We start from the raw sequence: 16,281 nt of genomic DNA, 5'->3' as shown, positions 1-16,281 counted from the left end.
GGGTGCGTGCCTGAGCGCGGTGACGCCCCACCGGGGATTGCGCGCGGTGACGCCCTGCGTAGCTACTCAACGATTTCTACCTCAGCTGATGGATGTGGGCTGCGTAACCGCACGGGGGAAGGGTACCGAGCACTGACTAGCCACACGGCAGCGCCTTGGCGCTCAACCGGACGCGGAAGTCGGCGTGTGCGACCGCGTCGGCTCAGCCGTTCTTGGACGAACATCGGGACAGTTCCACGGGCTAACACGCCTCCGGACACGTGATCGCGATGGTCGGTAGCATCGGCTACGAAGAAACCGAGTCGGACAAGCCGGGCTCGTCCGTGGACGCTTGTGCGTTGGGAGGCGTGGTGCTCAAATCTGTTGCTCCTGAGGGGGTGCCCGTCTCGATCAGGATCGACCGGTCCGACCAGATGCTGGTGCTGAGCATCACGGGCATCGCTGGCCTGGTCGTCGCAGTGACGATGGCCATCTTCGGCCTGCCGCCGGTCGACATTCACAGCCCGTTCCACTACGCGGGCATTATGGATCCGCTGTGCGGCGGGACCAGGGCAGCGCGACTGACAGCTCAAGGCAATCTCCAGGCGGCGTGGCGGTATAACCCGCTAGGGGTCCTGGCCACCGTAGCGGCGGCATTGGCTCTGGTGCGGCTCCTCGTCGGTCTGGCGACGCACCGCTGGATCGGAGTTCGTTTCGCCTGGACCCCAAGACGTCGACGTATCGCGTACGCCATCGCAATCGCCGCGATGGTTGTCCTGGAACTCCGGCAGCAGGGACGCGCAGATCTACTCATGCAGCGGCACTGATCCGCCAGGGTGCGGCATATGACAGCCGCACCAGTTTCGTGGCCAGGTGTGCTCGGTGGGTCATAGAGCCCTTTCGTTACATACCGGAGTAGTTGTGCATACCGGCGAAGGTGGACGACAGATTCACCAGGGTGAAGTTGGCCACCACGGCCACGTATCCAGCCAGAGCGATGTAGGTGGCGCGCTTGGATTGCCAGCCAGCAGTGGCGCGGCCGTGCAGGTGTGCGGCGAACACGATCCAGACGATGAAGGTCCAGACTTCTTTGGGGTCCCACTGCCAGTAGGCGCCCCAGGCTTCCTGCGCCCAGATGGCTCCGGTGATGAGGGTGAAGGTCCACAGGATGAAGCCGACGATGTTCATGCCGTAGGCGGCGCGCTCCAGGGTCTCAGCGTCCGGAACGACTGCGAGCAGCCGGTGCCCGGCCATGGTGGGGCGGGTGTTGCGGCGGCGCTGGGCCAGTTGTAGCAGGCTGAGTGGGAACGCGATGGTGAAGAACCCGACGGCGCAGATGGCGATGGTGACGTGGATGCCGAGCCAGTAGCTTTGCAGCGCGGGCAAGAGTTGGGCGGCGCCGGTGTAGAACAGCAGCACGGCGGCCATCAGGGCGGCCAGGATCAATCCGGTGACGAATGCCCCGAGCCATTCCCAGTGGCGGCTTCTGGCCAGGGCAGCGTAGACGGTGGCGGCGGCCGCGCTGGCTGCGATGGTGAACTCGTACATGTTGCCGTTGGGAGGTCGCATCACGGTGATGCCGCGCAGCACGACCGCGGCCAGCAGGCAGGCGGCGCCCAGGTAGGTGAGGTTGAGCGCGACGGCTGCGATCTGCCGGGCGCGTCTGGAATCGCTGGGTGCGTCGTCTCCTCCGGTGACCGGTGGGCTGTCGCCGGTCGCAACGGCGAGTCGGTCGGTGGCTGGGTGACGGCCTGCCGCGACGGGCGTGCGGGTGTCTGCGGCCGCGGTTGGGGCCGCGGATAGGGGTCGGGTGCGGGCGGCCAGGTAGAGGGCGAAGCAGACCAGAGTGACGGTGAACAGGCCCATGGCGGTGTAGACGGCCAGGTTGGCGTACGGGGCAAGGGCGGGATGGATCATTCCTGTCTCCTGTCGGTGGGCGCCTGGTCGGTCAGGCGTGCGATGTGGTCGGCGAGCTGTTGCACCACGGCGGTGAGGGTGGGGTCGGTGCCCTTGGCCAATGCCCCGATGGTCAGCACGACAGACCCCGGCTGGTCCCCCGCGCTCGGGTCGGGCGTGCTGACGCGGATGAAGACGCGGCGCCGCTTGACCAGCAGGGAGGTGATCAGTCCAGCGGCCGCGGCCAGTGCAGCCAGCAGCGTGAGGGTTTTGCCGGGGGTGTGCCGCACCGACAGGCCGGCCCAGCGAACGGTCCGGTCGAAGCTGATCGAGCCACGGCCGTCGGGTAGTTGGACGGTTTGACCGGGTGCCAGGTGGATCAGCAGAGGCGCCCCGCTGGGCTTGCTCAGCCGTTTCATCTGGCTGGTGTTCAGTGTGTACACGGACTGGGGTGCGTTGCCGGGGAACAGGTTCCCGGTCCACACCGACGCCACCAGGACCGGATTGCGTAGCCCGGGGAACAAAGAGGTGGGTCCTCGGGTGAAGTTCTGGTCGGCGGTGGGCAGGAACAACCCGTCCAGCCCCAGCTGCTGGGGTGCGGCGGTGGTGACTTTGACGACGCCGGTGGACAGGTAATTACCGTCCTGCGGCAGGAACGGGGTGGCCTCCTGATAGACGACCGCGCCCTTGGCGTCGCGGACGGTCAGGACCGGTGCGTACCCGTTGCCCAACAGGAACACTTGCGCGTCGCCGATCCGCAACGGGCTGTTGACCGCGATCTGCGCCGGGTGTGGTCGGCCGGTGCCGGTGTCCACGGTGGTGTCGGCCAGAAACGTGCGCGGCTTGCCGAATTGGCTGCCGCCGACCTTGTCTTCGAAGGTGACGTTCATCTTGGTGACTGTCAGGTTGAACGAGGGCAGGTCGGCCGGATCGACCAGGGGTCCGGCGCTGAACGTGTCCAGCGAGCCCAGTGCGGTGGAGAATCCGCTGCCTTCGGGAACGATGACGTCGGCGCGCCAGCTCCACAGGTGACCGATCGCCACGCCGACGATGACCAAGCACAGGCCGACGTGGAACGCCAGGTTGCCGGTCTCGCGCAGGTAGCCGCTCTCGGCGGACAAGGTCGCGGGGTCGTGGCCGTGAACGCGGAACCTGCCGCGGCCCTTCCCGAGCCGGCCCAGCCGGCCGGGCCGGCCGCGCAACGCTTGCCGGGCCGCCCCCAACGCCTGCTCTGCTGACACGGCGGTGACGATTTGGGTGTGTGCGGGAAGGCGGTCCAGTCGGCGCGGTGGCTTCGGGGGTCGGGAGGCCAGCGCGCGCAGGTGGACCCGGGTGCGGGGCAGGATGCAGCCGATCAACGAGATGAACAGCAGCAGGTAGATCGCGGAGAACCACGGGGAGGCGTACACGTCGAAGAAGCCGAGCCGATCCAGCCATGGCCCGCTGCCTCGGTGCGCTGCGAGGTACCGGGTGACTTTCCCGGCGTCGATGTTGCGCTGCGGAAACACCGACCCGGGGACCGCTGCGACGGCCAGGAGCAGCAGGAGGAACAGCGCGGTGCGCATGCTGGTGAGGTTGCGCCATACCCACCGGGCCCACCCAAGTGGTCCGAGTCGGGGCCGGCGTACGTCACGGGCGCGAGATTTTGCGCGGGTGGGTGCGGTGGCCATGATCTACAGCACCGTCTGGAATTGGGACACCAGCCGGGACTGGAGCCAGGTGATCGCGACTTCCCAGACGCCGGTCACCATCAGGGTCCCGACCAGGGCCAGGGCCAGGCCGCCGGTGACCTGGATCGGCCGATGGTGTCGGCCCAGCCACCCGCTCACGCGTCCGGCACGCTGGTAGGCGCCCGCCATCACGATGAAGGGCACCCCGAGACCGGCGCAGTAGGCGGCGGCAAGCGCTGCGCCGCGGCTCACCGTGTGGGCCTGCGCCGACAACGGCGCGGCCATCGCGAGGATCGCGGCCAGCGCCGGGCCCTGGCACGGACTCCATCCGAGCCCGAAGACCGCCCCCAGCAGTGGTGCCCCGGCCAGTCCTGCGGCGGGCCGCCAGGACGGTGCCCGGGCAAACCGGTTACCGACCCCCAGGAACAGCACGGCCATCACCAGGACCAGTGCGCCGCCGATCCGCAGCAGCAGTGGTTGGTGGGCCTGCAGTCGCAGACTCAGGGCGGAGATCGCCACAGCGGTCAACAGGTACACCGCGGAGAACCCCGCCACGAACAACACCGCGCCGAGGAGCATCGGCGACCGGCGGCGGTGTTCCAGCGCCACGTCAGACAGGCCGGTGATGTAGCCGAGGAACCCGGGTACCAACGGCAACACGCACGGGGAGGCGAACGAGACCAGCCCGGCCAGCACCGCCACCGCCAGCGCCAGCACGAATGGTCCCGCTGCCAGTTGCTGGATCACCGGGTACCTACGGCCGGTGTGCTGGGGATGACGTCCTGCACGAGCCCGACCAAGGTCGTCGCGTCAACCGGGCCAAGCACCCGGGCCGCGATCCGCCCTTGCTGGTCCAGGACCAGGGTGGTCGGGGTCGCCGGGGCCATCCCGTGCAATGCCAGCAGCGACTTGCCGCCTTCGTAGGCAAGCGACGGGTAGGGGATGCGGTTCTTCACGACGAAGGACTGCGCCGACGCCGGCGATTCCTTACTATCCACGCCGACGAACGAGACTCCCGGTCGTGCCGCCCGCAAACGGGTGTAGGCCTTCTTCAAGTCCGGCGTCTCCTGGATGCACGGCGGGCACCAGGAGCCCCACACGTTGACCACGACGCCCCCGGTGCGGCCGGCCAGCGACCACCTGCCCCCGTCGATGGTCGCCCCGGCCAGCCGGAGCGGCTTGCCCCGGTCACCCGGTGCGATCTGGGCGACGGTTCCGTCGCCAGCGACGTACCCTTTCTGGTCGCCGCTCTGCGCCTGTGCGGCGACCGAGTCCGGGTTGGTGGCGCCGCAGCCGGCCAGCGCACCTGTTCCGGCAAGGCCCAGCACGGCCAGCAGCATGTGGCGCCGGAGCACATCGGGCCGATTCACGTCAGGCGCCGGGGTGCGCAGCGCAACGACCGTTCCCGGGTGTAAAGCCAGCCGATGCAGGCCACCCCGGCCAGCGCGAGGACGAACGCGACCAGCTGCGTGCCGGTCATACCCCACAGTGGCCGTTCGTCGACGGCGCGGGTGGCGTCGATCATGAGCCGTTGGGTGGCGTACCCGATGACGAACAGCGCGAACACGGCGCCTTCCGGGTGCTGGCGACGCACCAGCAGCCACCACAGGAATGCGCTCAGGATCAAGGCACCGACAAGGTCGTACGCCGGTGTCAAGTGATAGCTGCACCCGGCGAAAAACCGTCCGACGTCGGCGCAGGATTCGCCATCGCCTGGGGGGCGTGCGGGGCTGGGACCGAACCCGGGCGCCAGGTCGGCGCCGAACGGCACCCGGTATGCCAGCGCGAACACCGAGGTGGTTGGTTTGCCCAGGTGATCGGTGAGCAGCAGGTCGCCGACGCGCCCGATGCCGATGGCCAGCGCGATTGCCGGGGCGGCAAGATCCAGCACGAGACGTAGTGGCAGGCGGTGGTGGTGCAGCACCAAGAGGGCCGCTGTGATCGCGGCGATCAGCCCGCCGAACAGGGCCAAGCCGCCGTTCCAGATCTGTAGCACGCTGCCGACGGAGTCGAACTGGCCAGGGTGAGACAGCACGAAGTCAGCACGGGCTCCCACGATTCCCGCGGGTATCGCCCACAGGATCGCCCGCTCGAGCACATCCCATGGCAGGTCGTGCCGGCGCGTCAGCCGTCGCAGCGCCCAGTACCCGACAAAGATGCCCACCGCCGCGAGAAGTCCGTGCGGGGAGATCCCCAAAACTCCCGGCACAGGCCGGTAGCCGATGCCCACCGCCGGGTTGAGGGACGGCGCACTCATCGGTTCACGCCTTCGGCTCCGCCCGGCCGGCAAGGATGGCCCCTGCGAACGCAACGACAGCGGCGGTGGGGTAGCCGACGGTCAGGTCGGTCCAACCGGACGGGTTGCCGGCCATATGCATCACCGCGTGCACGGCCGCGATGACGAGGCCGAGGAGCATCAGCGCCTGGCCAAGACGCACGAGCCGCCGGTGCCGTCGCCACCGGGCAGGCATCGACGGCGCGGCAGGTGGGGTGTCGGGCATCCGAGATCGCTCCAGTCTGGGGTGTGTGTGCTGTCGTCGAAGAGGGCACCGGGGCGCGCGGAAGCCGGGTGCGCCATACGCGTAACCCACGTGTTTCGCTCGGCTAGGGCTGCGGACCAGGTTGTTGGAGGGCTTCTAGCGCTTGTCCAGCAGGACGCCATCGCCATGCGGTGGGTAGTCGCCGAATTGGGATTGCCGCAACCGGCTGACCTCGGCGCGCAGCTGCTCGATCTCCGTGCCTGACACTGGGTCGGCACTGGGGCTCTGGGACCGCCCCGGGCGCATCATCAGCCACATCATCAGCCCCATCCCAACGGGACATGCCAGGACTGGTAGGGCGTACAACCAATTCATCGCTGAGCCTCTCCATGAGTCGTTTACGCAAGCACCATATACGAAACACCTAAGGAGGTTAGTAGTAATCGGGAACGACGCCCACAGCCAGCGGCACGAGTCCGTCAGTCGGCCGTGCTGTGCATCGAGGCGGCAGCTGCGGGCGTGCCAGTTGGGCAGTAATCCATCTGGGTCGCCGACGCTGCCGGACCTACTGCCACCGCTACCGGCAATAGCAGCATCCCGATGGCCGCCGAGGCGACCAGACCCGCGCCGAGGCGGCCTAGCGGTCTGCGCGGGTTGATGAGACGACGGACCCTCGCCCCGGCGGTCGAGCCGCCCGCAGCCAAAGCCGCAACTGGCGCGGACGCGCTGCTCAGTGTCAAGAGGGCGTCAGCGAGGGCGAGACGGTTCCCGTCGTGGCCGATGGCCACGTCGTCGGCTAGTAGTTCAACCAACCGCGCGCTCTCGGCACGGGCAGTCGCGAACAGTGGCACCCGAGGGAACGCCTTTGCGGTCGTCTGTGACCACGCGAGAACCAGATCGTGCCGCTGCCGGGCGTGGGCTTGCTCATGGCGAAGAACCAGCGTGAGTTGCTCCTCGGTCAGGAGCCGCAATGCGCCCGAAGTGACGACGATCCGCCGATGGCGCCCGGGCAGGCAGTACACCGCTGGCTGGTCGGCGCTCAGCACCACGGCATCCAGACCAGGAACCGTCGTGCCGACCAGGTCCAGGGCGGTTCGATGACGGGACCTGCGGCGGCGCGCGTCCGCCAACACGACGGTGAGGCACCAGGCCAGCCGTCCCAGGACGGTTGTCATCAGGATTGCCCCTGTGGCGGCGGCTGCCGCTCCGCCGGGCGACGAGTACTGGGCGCTCAACGCCATCGCGCATGCGCGCAGTAATTCTGCGAGGCCTCCGCTGACACTGGCGGTGGGGATCAGCAGGGCGACGCCGGCCAGGGCAACCGCTGCCACGACGGACACGGTCAGGCATTGCCACGCAACAATTGCCAGTCGCGGCGCCCGGTCGCTCCAGCAGCCGGTCAAGAGCATCCAAGGGCCGACCATTGCGGCCATGGCGGCATAACTCAACAGAACTACCGCCGTGGTCACTGTGCCCCCTCGGAATCAGGATCTGAGCGGTCGGAGCGGGCGGCCTCGAGCAGCGTGCGAAGTTCGGCAGACTCGACGGGGTCCATTTCCCCCACCAGCCGCACCAGTACGGCCGAGCGGTCCTTGGCCTCGGCGAGGGCCTCACCCATTAGCTGTGCGACATAGTCCTCCCTGCTGGCCGCGGCGGCGTACAGGTTGACCCGCCCGCGCTTGCGTCGGGTCAGCCATCCCTTGCGAAAGAGGATGTCCATCACCGTCTGCACCGTCGTGTATGCCGGCACCGGGCTGCGCTGGAGTTCCTCCAGCACATCCCGGACTCGGACCGGGTCGCCGAGCGCCCACACTTGGTCCATGATCGCGGCCTCCAGGTCGCCAAAGCGCGGCATCTGCAGGACTCCTTCTCCAGTCGTATGACTTCTGGCGCACATCCTAAGCGACTTAGGCAGGAGCGCCGACCCGCCAAGCACTTCCTAATTAGCCTAGTAGAGTGTGCGCGTGCCTCATCTCAAGCGAAACATCCCGACGACCTTCGCGGCCACGACCGGCGGCCGGACCCGCAACTGGATGTGGCTGGCGATCGGCGTAGTACTCGTGATTGTCACCGGGGTAGCAGCCCTGACGTTCGCAGCGCCGAAGTCTCGGTCGGCGGCTGACAGCCAGACGGGCGCGGGCGCACAGATCGGCGGAGACCTGCACACGGTCTTTTTCGACGCCGGCAAGCTGTATGTAGGAGGTCATGACGCCGTGGTCACCTCCACCGACGGTGGCCAGCACCTGCGACCGATAGCATCGTTGGCCGGCGCTGATGCGATGGGCTGGGCCGCCTCAGGGAGCAGCCTGCTCGTCGGTGGTCACCCGGGTCTGTTCCGTTCGGTGGATGAAGGAACCACATTCACCAAGGTCGCGGCGCCAGTCTCTGACGTGCACTCCCTCGGCGGGGAGGGAACAGTGATCTATTTGGGATCCCCGCAAGCCGGTCTGTTCGCCTCCGCAGACGGCGGCCACACCTGGGAGCTGCGCAATGCACGCCAAGGGCAAAGCTTCATGGGCACCATCTTGGTGGACCCGAAGAACCCCTCCCACGCCTTCGCACCCGACATGGCAACCGGGCTGATGCGCACCGTTGACGGCGGCCGCACCTGGCGTCCGACCGGCGGCCCGGTTGGCGCGATGGCCGTCGCGTGGAACCCTGCCGACCACCGCCAGCTGGTCGTCATTGGTATGACAGGTGCTGCCACCAGCAGTAACGACGGAGCCACCTGGCAGCCGTTCAGCGTTCCAGCTGGAACCTCTGCCGTCACCTTCGGCTCCCGCAGCACGCTGCTGGCTGGGGTTCTGCGGGACCAGCGTGCGGTGATCTATGCCAGTCGCGATCAAGGGAAGACATGGTCAGAAGCTGACAAGTCGGCGCCACCCACCGATGGCTGACGGCGAAGCAGGCGCCAGGAACCCGCAAGAGCGACCGGCCGGCGCAGCGAACCACCGCCTACCGCACCAACTGACGATCGACACGAGAGACCCAACGCAATGACACCACGGAAAACCAACGCTGACATGAGCGCCCGACAGCTTCGCCTGGACCAGCTCCGCCGACAACAGAGCCGGCGGTCCCGCCGACGCACGATGACATGGGTCGGAGCCGTCGTCGCAATCCTGGTCATCGTGGGCGGCGGGGCGTCGTGGGCCGTGCTTGCCAACCGGCCCGCGCAGGTATCTCTGGGGGCGGTCAAGACGTACCCGGTGTCCCGACCCGGCCACGTCACCACCACAGTGCGGTACCCGCAGACGCCCCCGGTCGGAGGCGACCACGACCCCACCTGGTTGAACTGCGGCATCTACACCGCACCCGTGCGAAACGAGAACGCCGTCCACGACCTGGAGCACGGGGCCGTTTGGATCACCTACCAACCATCGCTGCCCGCCACACAAGTCAAGGCCTTACGGGAACTCGTCGGTGGGCAGACATACCTGACCCTTTCGCCGTACCCAGGTTTGCCGGCACCAGTGGTCGCGTCCGCGTGGGGTGTTCAGCTACGACTGCCGAACGCGACCGATAAGCGGCTGAAGGCGTTCGTCACCAAATACAAGCAGGGTCCTCAGACTCCCGAGCCCGGCGCACCTTGCACCGGCGGCACCGGGTCCCCAGCGAGCTGACCGACGCCTCGGATTCGGCCGGGTACGTGATGGCTCGCGCACTGACTTGACGTTGTGCGCGCCGGCCGGGAGCTCCGCCCAGCTGGCCAGCGTCACAGCGTGGCGCGCAACCGGGTCATCTGAGCAATCTCGGCTCGTTGCGACGTCTCGATCGCGGCCGCGAGAGTGTTGACGGCGGCGTTGCCGGTGAGCGGCTGGATGGCTTCGGCCATCGTGACTCCGCCACGGTGGTGGGCGATCATCAGTGTCAGGAAACGCCGGTCCGCGGCGGGGCCAATGAGGGATCGCAGCTGGGTGAGCTGCGACTGCGATGCCATCCCGGGCATACTTGCACCCCGATGTGTCGTTGCCTGACCGACGTGAGTCGTCGGCATCCAGGACATCGGTTGCTGTGTTGCCGCCTGAGGTAACCGCCATTGCTCGAGCCATCCGAACATCTGGCCGGCCTGTTGCTGCTGGGTGTTGATGATGTCGAAGGCGATCGTCTTGATCGTTGGATTCTTGCTCTTGTCCCGGATGATGAAGGCCATCTGGACGGCCTGCGCGTGGTGTACCTGCATATCCCTGGCGAAGCCTGCCTCAGCGCTGTCGTTGCCCGGCACCGCGTCGCCCGCGCGGTAACCAACGACGCCCGCTAACAAGACTGCTACAACCGCTGACGCGACGCACCCCAATGCCAGCACCCATGCGCGAGCAGAAGTACCGCCAGACCGCGCCGCGGCACCCGCTCGCCCGGCTCGCGGACTCCGCGCCAAATCGAGCGAACCCGCAGGGTCGTCAATGGTCATGCTTCCTTCCAAACCGTCGTTTGCTCAGTGGGTTCCGGGCTCGTGCGTGACATGTGCGGCCGGTTCGAGTTGGAACGTGGAGTGCTCGACATCGAAGTGCCCGCCCAGGCACGCCTGCACCTGGTCCAGCAGTTGCGGGGCGTGCCCGTCGGTGAAACAGGAGTCCTCGACGACCACATGCGCGGACAGGGCGGGCAGGTTGGTGGTCACGGTCCAGACATGCAGGTCATGCACGTCGACGACATGCTCGATCCCGAGCAGGTGGGCGCGGATGTCATTCAGGTCGGTCCCCTCGGGGGCTGCTTCCAGCAGCACCCGTCCGGAGTCGCGTAGCAGCCCCCAGGTGGCGTGCAACATCAGCGCGACCACGATCAGGGACGCGACGGCGTCGGCGCGGTCCATCCGGTGACCAGGATGACGATCCCGGCGATCACGGTGCCGATGAACCCGTACAGGTCGGTCAGGATGTGCTGGTAGGCGCCCTCGACGTTCAGGCTGGTCCGGTTCGCCCGGGCCAGCAACCACGCGGCGCCGATGTTGACCGCGACACCGACCAGGGCGACGACCAGGACCGGTCCACCCTCGACAGTGGGCGGGTTGATCAGGCGTCGGATCGCCTCGACGCCGACCACACCGGAGACCACCAGCAAGGTGATCCCGTTGCCGGCCGCGGACAGAATCTCGGCGCGTTTCCACCCGAACGTCCACGCCCCCTTCGCGGGGCGGGCGGCCAGTCGCATCGCCCACAGCGCGGCGGCGATGGCACCGACGTCGGACAGCATGTGCCCGGCATCGGACAACAGCGCCAGCGACCCAGACACGAACGCGACGATCACCTCGCCGACCATGAACAGGGCCAGCAGGATCAGCGCCCCACGCAGGTACCGCCGGTCGGCATTCGCGGCCACCCCGTGCGTGTGACCACCACCAGCCCCGTGATCATCACCGGCGCCCGAGCAGGCGACCGCGTGCCCGGCGCTGTTGTCGGGTGTGGCGCCGGCACACATGCCCTTGTCGGGGGGTGAGGTACTCACGCGGTCCCACCACCGGCGGGCGCGTTGGTGACAGTGGTCTGCGGTTGGCAGCAGGCGTCGGTACAGCCCGGCGAGCACCCGCACGTCGCGGGGTCGGCGTCCTCGTCGCTGGCCCCGGGCACCGGGGAGCAGCCGCAGGACTCACCGCGCCAGGCCTGTACGCCCTCGCGGGCGGCGACGGCGGCGATGACCAATCCCACGACCGGGTCGGCCCACCACCAGCCGAACCCGGCGTTCAGTAGCAGCCCGGCCAGCAGCACTGCCGACAGGTACGTGCACAGCAAGGTTTGCTTGGAGTCCGCGACTACCGAGCCCGAACCCAGCGCCCGCCCGGTCCTTCGTTGCGCCCAAGACAGGAAAGGCATCACCGCCAGCGACAGCGCGGCCAGCACCACCCCGACAATGGAGGTATCCGGCCTGCCGGACCCGGCAAGGGTGCGGACCGCGTCGACAGTGACGTAGGCGGCCAGGGCGAAGAACGCGAAGGCCATCAGTCGCAGCGCCTGCGCTTCCCGGGACTCGGGCATCTTGTGGCGGAACTGCCACAAGATGATCAGCCCAGAGGACACCTCGACCACCGAGTCCAGCCCGAACCCGACTAGGGCCGACGATCCGGCGACGCGGCCTGCGGACACCGCCACCACTGCTTCGACCAGGTTGTATCCGACGGTGGCCGCCGCCAGCAGTTGAGCCCGCCGACCCAGCCGCGCCCGGTCTGACTCGGGGGCCACCGCGGTGGATGCGGTCACCGCGGCCCCGCTGCGGCCGAGCCGTAGGTCGGGCACAGCGCCACCGCGTCCCGGGTCACTCCCAGAAGCACCTCGGCCTGTCGGAGCAGATCCAGCAGCTCAGGGTGTTTCAAGGAGAACATCGAGGCTCGACCTACGGGCCGGGACGCGACGAGATCACAGTCCTTCAGGCAAGCAAGATGCGCCGAGACCGTCGACTGCGCCAACCCCAGGTGCGCAGTCATGTCCACCACTCGGTGCTCCCCGAGCGCCAGGTGCTGCACGATCGCCAATCGGGTCGGGTCGCCCAGGCTTTTGAACATGCACGCCGCGGCCATCAACGCCTCGACCTCGTCACCGGCAGCATGGGTGGCTGCGAACTCTTTCGTATTCATCGCCATATCACGATGATAGCGCCTCAGCGGTTTGGTTCAGTTTGCCGGCTCGTGTGCTCGTAGTGGGCTGACGTGGATCAGCGCGGTGGTGAGTCGGGGGATTTGGGTGGTGAGGCGTTGTTCGGTGCGATGTGCGGTGTCGTGTGCGGTTTCGACGAAGATGTCGTCGGCGATGGTGACGTCGGCTTCGGCGTGCAGGGTGTGGCCGATCCATCGCAACCTGACCGACCGGACCCCGAGAACGCCCTTTGTGTCGAGGATGACGCTGCGTGCCCGGGCGACCAGTTCGGGGTCGACCGCATCCATCAGACGCGCCCCGACCTGCTTGACGGCGGAGCGCAGCACACCGAGGATCGCGATCGCGATAAGCAGGCCGATGACCGGGTCGGCCCAGGGCAGCCCCGCCGCGACGCCGGCTGCACCGACGACGACGGCCAGGGAGGTGAACCCGTCGGTGCGGGCATGTAACCCATCGGCGACCAGAGCGGCGGATCCGATCTGGCGGCCGACGCGGATACGGTATCGAGCGACCAGTTCGTTGCCGGCGAAGCCAATAACGCCGGCGGCCGCGACCGCCCACAGGTGGGACACGTCGCGCGGATTCAGCAGCCGGCTGATCGCTTCCCACCCGGCCAGCACACTCGACAGGGTGATCATCGCGACGACGAACAGGCCGGCGAGGTCTTCGGCGCGCCCGTACCCATAGGTGTAGCGGTCGTTCGCGGGTCGTTTGGCCAGCCAGAACGCGATGAGCAGCGGGATCGCGGTCGCGGCGTCGGCCACGTTGTGCAAGGTGTCGCCGAGCAAAGCGATGGATCCGGTGAAGACCACCACGACGGCTTGCAGGATGGCGGTTGCCGCCAACGCGGCCAGGCTGATCCACAATGCCCGCCGGCCGCGGGCGTCGGCTTCCAGGGCCTCGTCGACCTGGTCGGCGGTGTCGTGCGAGTGCGCACCGGTCAGGTCGGAGACGGCATGCCGGAAGCGAAACCACGGGCCACCTGGGTGGCTGTGGTCGTGCCCATCATCGTGGGGGTGTCCGTGGTCGTGTTGGTGGTCGTGGGAGTGGGTCATGACACGGCGCCGGTGATGCGGTGGTGGGCGGGGACGTCGTCGAGTAGGTGCTCGACGTGTCCGATGGTGTCGATCACCAGCTGCCGTACGTGCCCGTTCTCGACCCGGTACAGCACCGAGGTGCCCTGTTTGCGGGTGGTGACCAATCGGGCCATTCGCATCTTCGCCAAATGCTGGGAGACAGCCGGGCCGGGCTTGCCGAGCGCGGCGGCCAGATCGGAGACCGACTCCTCGTCGTCGAGCAGGAGGCCGGCCAGTTGCAAGCGGGTGGGATCGGCTAAAACGCGCAGAACCTCGAACGCGAGGTTTACCACGTCGTCGGGCCATACTGGTGGATGCGTATCTGCGTGCATACGCACACACTAAGGCTTAAGATCCGGCTGGCCAACTCGACGCCTCGGTCTGACGGCGCTTGACCAGGGACGGGGCTCGGCGGGGTCAGGTTTGCGGGCCGGCTCGCGACAGACTGTCAAAAGTTGCCCGGGTCAACCGCTTGGCGATGTGCCGCTCGTACACAGCCACCCAGGCGCCGTCCAGGTCGATCTTCTCCCACTCGGGGAACGGCAGAAACCCCACGTATGAGGTCCACAACAGTGAGGTTGGTGTGACCTGCTCGGTCGGCACGACCCCCGGGGGCGAGTAGCAGCGGTCGACGCTTGGCCGCGCGCGTGAGCCGCGTCCCAAGTTCGCCGCCAAGTGATTGCACTCGTTCAGGCATTCTCCGCGCCATGGGGGAGGGGGCACTGTGTCTGCTGTGGCCACGGGGCTTCGACGTGCCATCCTGAGGGCATGGACAGCCAAGGCGTGAAAGAGTTCTTCGAGAGAGTCTCACAAGATTGGGACGAGATGCGTTCGAGCTTCTACAACGCCGACATCATCGACGCGCTGGCCGAGCGGACCCAGCTCACACAAGACAGCACCGTCGTCGATGTGGGCACCGGAACCGGCTTCGTCGCCGCCGGTGTGGCTGGACGTGCCGCTGCCGTAGTTGGGGTGGACAACTCACCCGCGATGCTGGATGTCGCCCGGCAGTCGTTGGACGCTTTGGGCGCGGACAACGTCACCCTTATCGAAGGATCGATTGAGGCTCTGCCGCTGCCCGATGACAGTGCGGACGTCGCAGTGGCGAACATGGTGCTACACCACGCGCCGCACCCGGCCGCGATGATCGCCGAAATGGCCAGAGTTGTGCGGCCCGGGGGCCGGATCGCGGTCACCGATGAAATGGCACACGAGTACGAGTGGATGCGCACCGAACAGGCCGACTTGTGGCTGGGGTTCACCCCACACCAAGTCGCCGATCACTTCGCGCAGTCGCGGCTGCAGGAGTATGGGTACGCGTCGTTGGGCATGCAATGATGCGTCGTCTCCAAGACCTCGGTCGGGGTCTCTGCTGACATCGGCATCTTCGCCGCATGGGCCACGGTGCCACCGCCACGCTGAAGGCCAGCGCAGGCTCATTCTCCGATTGGTGCTGACCGGTTCGGTGCGGCCCAGTCGGACCGGAGCACCCGCACCGTCGTGCCACCGGTCGACTCGCTGCAGCCAGTCCGCGACGCCATAGCGTCCAGTACGTCAACCACCGCATAACAAGCTGACCTGACCTGACCTGACCTCACCGCAACGCACACCGCCGTCCTCTGCTAACTCGTACTCGATGCAGATCGAGCGATCACCACGGCCGTCCCACGCACGAGCTGAGATCCGGCCGCCGCTCCCACAGTTGGCCAGCCGTCATGTCTCGACGGTTGAACGAGCCCGAATCCGGACGAATCGATTTCATCAACAGCCCATCACCCGACACAAATGCCGTGCCGCCAGTCCCGGTCGCGAACCGACGATTGACGCCGGGAAGGCGGTCGGCTCCACAGCCGGACGATCTGGCCTTGCAGCTCCCGACAAGTCCGATCACTGCTTCTCGAACTTGATGCTTGCCCTGAACGCGGAGCAAGACACGCCCGGCGGGTACCAGCGGCGACACCTCGTGGTCGCCGCTGGGTCGATGGCCACCGCACGCGTGAAGCCGGTCCGTAAGAAGCGCGCCCCCCGCGTGTACGCCATGATGATCTGGGACTACAGCCGCCAACGAAACTCACCCCGCGAAGTCAGATCCACCGGCCCACTGTGAACATGCAACGCGCGTGGATCAACGCCCGCCGATCGCGCCGCCCTGGCAATCGGCCAAGGTGTGTGGAGGGCTCAACGAGTCAGTGCCTGCACTGTGTTCAGCGGGTCGAGTCCGCCGGCAACGGGCCAGTAGTAGACCCAAGTGCCTCGGCGTTCGCAGTCGATGAGTCCGGCTTCGCGCAGTTTGCGCAGGTGGTGCGACACGGTGGGTTGAGAGACGCCGACGTCTTGGATGTCGCACACGCACGTCTCGCCCGCGCAGGACGCGATCCGGGTGTACAGCCGGAGCCGGACTGGGTCTGAGAGCGCTTTGAAGACGACCGCGGCGCGCTCGGCGGTCGCGGCGTCGAGGCCGTCTCCTGGCACGCATGCGGTGTCGCACACCGGTGTCGCGGCAGGTGGTGTGCGGGTCGTCTTGGTTGCGGTCACCACACCATATTGACAATCATCGATGCAATGCGCAACGCTGACCATATCGACATTCATC

The 16,281-nt window shown here is 67.4% G+C and carries 21 protein-coding genes; 4 read left to right on the top strand and 17 right to left on the bottom strand.

All coding sequences use genetic code 11. The annotated features are described in order from the left end of the window. Positions 1-269 precede the first annotated feature (269 nt). Positions 270-806 (top strand): DUF2752 domain-containing protein, encoded by a 537-nt coding sequence (locus FHU39_RS10155; RefSeq protein ID WP_281379697.1) that lies wholly within the window; start codon positions 270-272, stop codon positions 804-806. 76 nt (positions 807-882) lie between these two features. Here the strand turns inward: FHU39_RS10155 and ccsB are convergent, their stop codons facing one another. The 9 genes from ccsB to FHU39_RS10110 all read right to left on the bottom strand — a co-directional run bounded on the left by ccsB (position 883) and on the right by FHU39_RS10110 (position 7,880). Beyond that, entirely contained in the window at positions 883-1,896 is a 1,014-nt protein-coding gene (ccsB, locus tag FHU39_RS10150; RefSeq protein ID WP_183320227.1) for a c-type cytochrome biogenesis protein CcsB, read from the bottom strand. Beyond that, a complete protein-coding gene (gene resB, locus FHU39_RS10145) occupies positions 1,893-3,440 on the bottom strand; it encodes a cytochrome c biogenesis protein ResB (RefSeq protein ID WP_246336208.1) in 1,548 nt (515 codons plus the stop codon). The genes ccsB and resB overlap by 4 nt, the downstream gene beginning before the upstream one ends. 108 nt (positions 3,441-3,548) lie before the next feature. Continuing rightward, positions 3,549-4,292, bottom strand: a complete 744-nt coding sequence (locus FHU39_RS10140) for a cytochrome c biogenesis protein CcdA (RefSeq protein ID WP_183320225.1) — start codon at positions 4,290-4,292, stop codon at positions 3,549-3,551. Further along, positions 4,289-4,915, bottom strand: a complete 627-nt coding sequence (locus FHU39_RS10135) for a TlpA family protein disulfide reductase (RefSeq protein ID WP_343065810.1) — start codon at positions 4,913-4,915, stop codon at positions 4,289-4,291. Before FHU39_RS10135 ends, FHU39_RS10140 begins: the two co-directional genes overlap by 4 nt. Next, positions 4,912-5,775 carry a prolipoprotein diacylglyceryl transferase family protein gene (locus tag FHU39_RS10130; protein ID WP_183320224.1) on the bottom strand — a complete coding sequence of 288 codons (864 nt, stop codon included), beginning with the start codon at positions 5,773-5,775 and terminating at the stop codon, positions 4,912-4,914. Before FHU39_RS10130 ends, FHU39_RS10135 begins: the two co-directional genes overlap by 4 nt. A 31-nt stretch (positions 5,776-5,806) precedes the next feature. Next, positions 5,807-6,046, bottom strand: coding sequence for a hypothetical protein (locus FHU39_RS10125; RefSeq protein WP_183320223.1), 240 nt, complete (start codon positions 6,044-6,046; stop codon positions 5,807-5,809). Positions 6,047-6,181: 135 nt separating this feature from the next. Continuing rightward, the gene (locus tag FHU39_RS10120) at positions 6,182-6,346 is read right to left on the bottom strand and encodes a hypothetical protein (protein ID WP_221185214.1); all 165 of its coding nucleotides are present in this window, start codon (positions 6,344-6,346) and stop codon (positions 6,182-6,184) included. A 158-nt stretch (positions 6,347-6,504) separates the two neighbouring features. Next, complete coding sequence (locus tag FHU39_RS10115; RefSeq protein ID WP_221185213.1) at positions 6,505-7,458, bottom strand: M56 family metallopeptidase; 954 nt, start codon at positions 7,456-7,458, stop codon at positions 6,505-6,507. Between the two features lie 32 nt (positions 7,459-7,490). After that, positions 7,491-7,880 (bottom strand): BlaI/MecI/CopY family transcriptional regulator, encoded by a 390-nt coding sequence (locus FHU39_RS10110; RefSeq protein ID WP_183320220.1) that lies wholly within the window; start codon positions 7,878-7,880, stop codon positions 7,491-7,493. A 103-nt stretch (positions 7,881-7,983) separates the two neighbouring features. Between FHU39_RS10110 and FHU39_RS10105 the strand changes: the two genes are divergently transcribed. After that, on the top strand, positions 7,984-8,922 hold the full coding sequence (locus FHU39_RS10105) for a WD40/YVTN/BNR-like repeat-containing protein (protein ID WP_221185212.1): 939 nt from the start codon (positions 7,984-7,986) through the stop codon (positions 8,920-8,922). Positions 8,923-9,117: 195 nt separating this feature from the next. Beyond that, complete coding sequence (locus FHU39_RS10100; RefSeq protein ID WP_246336206.1) at positions 9,118-9,648, top strand: thioredoxin-like domain-containing protein; 531 nt, start codon at positions 9,118-9,120, stop codon at positions 9,646-9,648. A gap of 92 nt (positions 9,649-9,740) precedes the next feature. Here FHU39_RS10100 and FHU39_RS10095 read toward each other — a convergent pair whose 3' ends face one another. From FHU39_RS10095 to FHU39_RS10070, 7 genes are read right to left on the bottom strand one after another with little or no spacing between them, the layout of a single operon-like run. Continuing rightward, positions 9,741-10,436, bottom strand: coding sequence for a DUF305 domain-containing protein (locus FHU39_RS10095; RefSeq protein ID WP_183320217.1), 696 nt, complete (start codon positions 10,434-10,436; stop codon positions 9,741-9,743). A 24-nt stretch (positions 10,437-10,460) separates the two neighbouring features. Then, the gene (locus FHU39_RS24185; RefSeq protein WP_246336205.1) at positions 10,461-10,838 is read right to left on the bottom strand and encodes a cation transporter dimerization domain-containing protein; all 378 of its coding nucleotides are present in this window, start codon (positions 10,836-10,838) and stop codon (positions 10,461-10,463) included. Continuing rightward, positions 10,808-11,470, bottom strand: a complete 663-nt coding sequence (locus tag FHU39_RS24180) for a cation diffusion facilitator family transporter (RefSeq protein ID WP_343065807.1) — start codon at positions 11,468-11,470, stop codon at positions 10,808-10,810. Before FHU39_RS24180 ends, FHU39_RS24185 begins: the two co-directional genes overlap by 31 nt. Next, a complete protein-coding gene (locus tag FHU39_RS10085; RefSeq protein WP_425484775.1) occupies positions 11,467-12,255 on the bottom strand; it encodes a cation efflux transmembrane domain-containing protein in 789 nt (262 codons plus the stop codon). The genes FHU39_RS24180 and FHU39_RS10085 overlap by 4 nt, the downstream gene beginning before the upstream one ends. Further along, positions 12,216-12,599 carry an ArsR/SmtB family transcription factor gene (locus FHU39_RS10080; protein WP_425484774.1) on the bottom strand — a complete coding sequence of 128 codons (384 nt, stop codon included), beginning with the start codon at positions 12,597-12,599 and terminating at the stop codon, positions 12,216-12,218. The genes FHU39_RS10085 and FHU39_RS10080 overlap by 40 nt, the downstream gene beginning before the upstream one ends. A gap of 30 nt (positions 12,600-12,629) precedes the next feature. Beyond that, a complete protein-coding gene (locus tag FHU39_RS10075) occupies positions 12,630-13,667 on the bottom strand; it encodes a cation diffusion facilitator family transporter (RefSeq protein WP_183320216.1) in 1,038 nt (345 codons plus the stop codon). Continuing rightward, positions 13,664-14,020, bottom strand: coding sequence for an ArsR/SmtB family transcription factor (locus FHU39_RS10070; RefSeq protein ID WP_183320215.1), 357 nt, complete (start codon positions 14,018-14,020; stop codon positions 13,664-13,666). The genes FHU39_RS10075 and FHU39_RS10070 overlap by 4 nt, the downstream gene beginning before the upstream one ends. Positions 14,021-14,456: 436 nt before the next feature. Here FHU39_RS10070 and FHU39_RS10065 point away from each other — a divergent pair, with 436 nt between their 5' ends. Beyond that, positions 14,457-15,026 (top strand): class I SAM-dependent methyltransferase, encoded by a 570-nt coding sequence (locus tag FHU39_RS10065; RefSeq protein ID WP_183320214.1) that lies wholly within the window; start codon positions 14,457-14,459, stop codon positions 15,024-15,026. Positions 15,027-15,866: 840 nt separating this feature from the next. Here FHU39_RS10065 and FHU39_RS10060 read toward each other — a convergent pair. Next, a complete protein-coding gene (locus FHU39_RS10060) occupies positions 15,867-16,280 on the bottom strand; it encodes an ArsR/SmtB family transcription factor (RefSeq protein ID WP_246336204.1) in 414 nt (137 codons plus the stop codon). Position 16,281 lies beyond the last annotated feature (1 nt).

This window comes from Flexivirga oryzae (genome assembly GCF_014190805.1).
GTDB classification, from domain to species: domain Bacteria; phylum Actinomycetota; class Actinomycetes; order Actinomycetales; family Dermatophilaceae; genus Flexivirga; species Flexivirga oryzae.
Note: the sequence above shows the minus strand (reverse complement) of the source record. Positions and strands in the feature narration are given on the sequence as shown.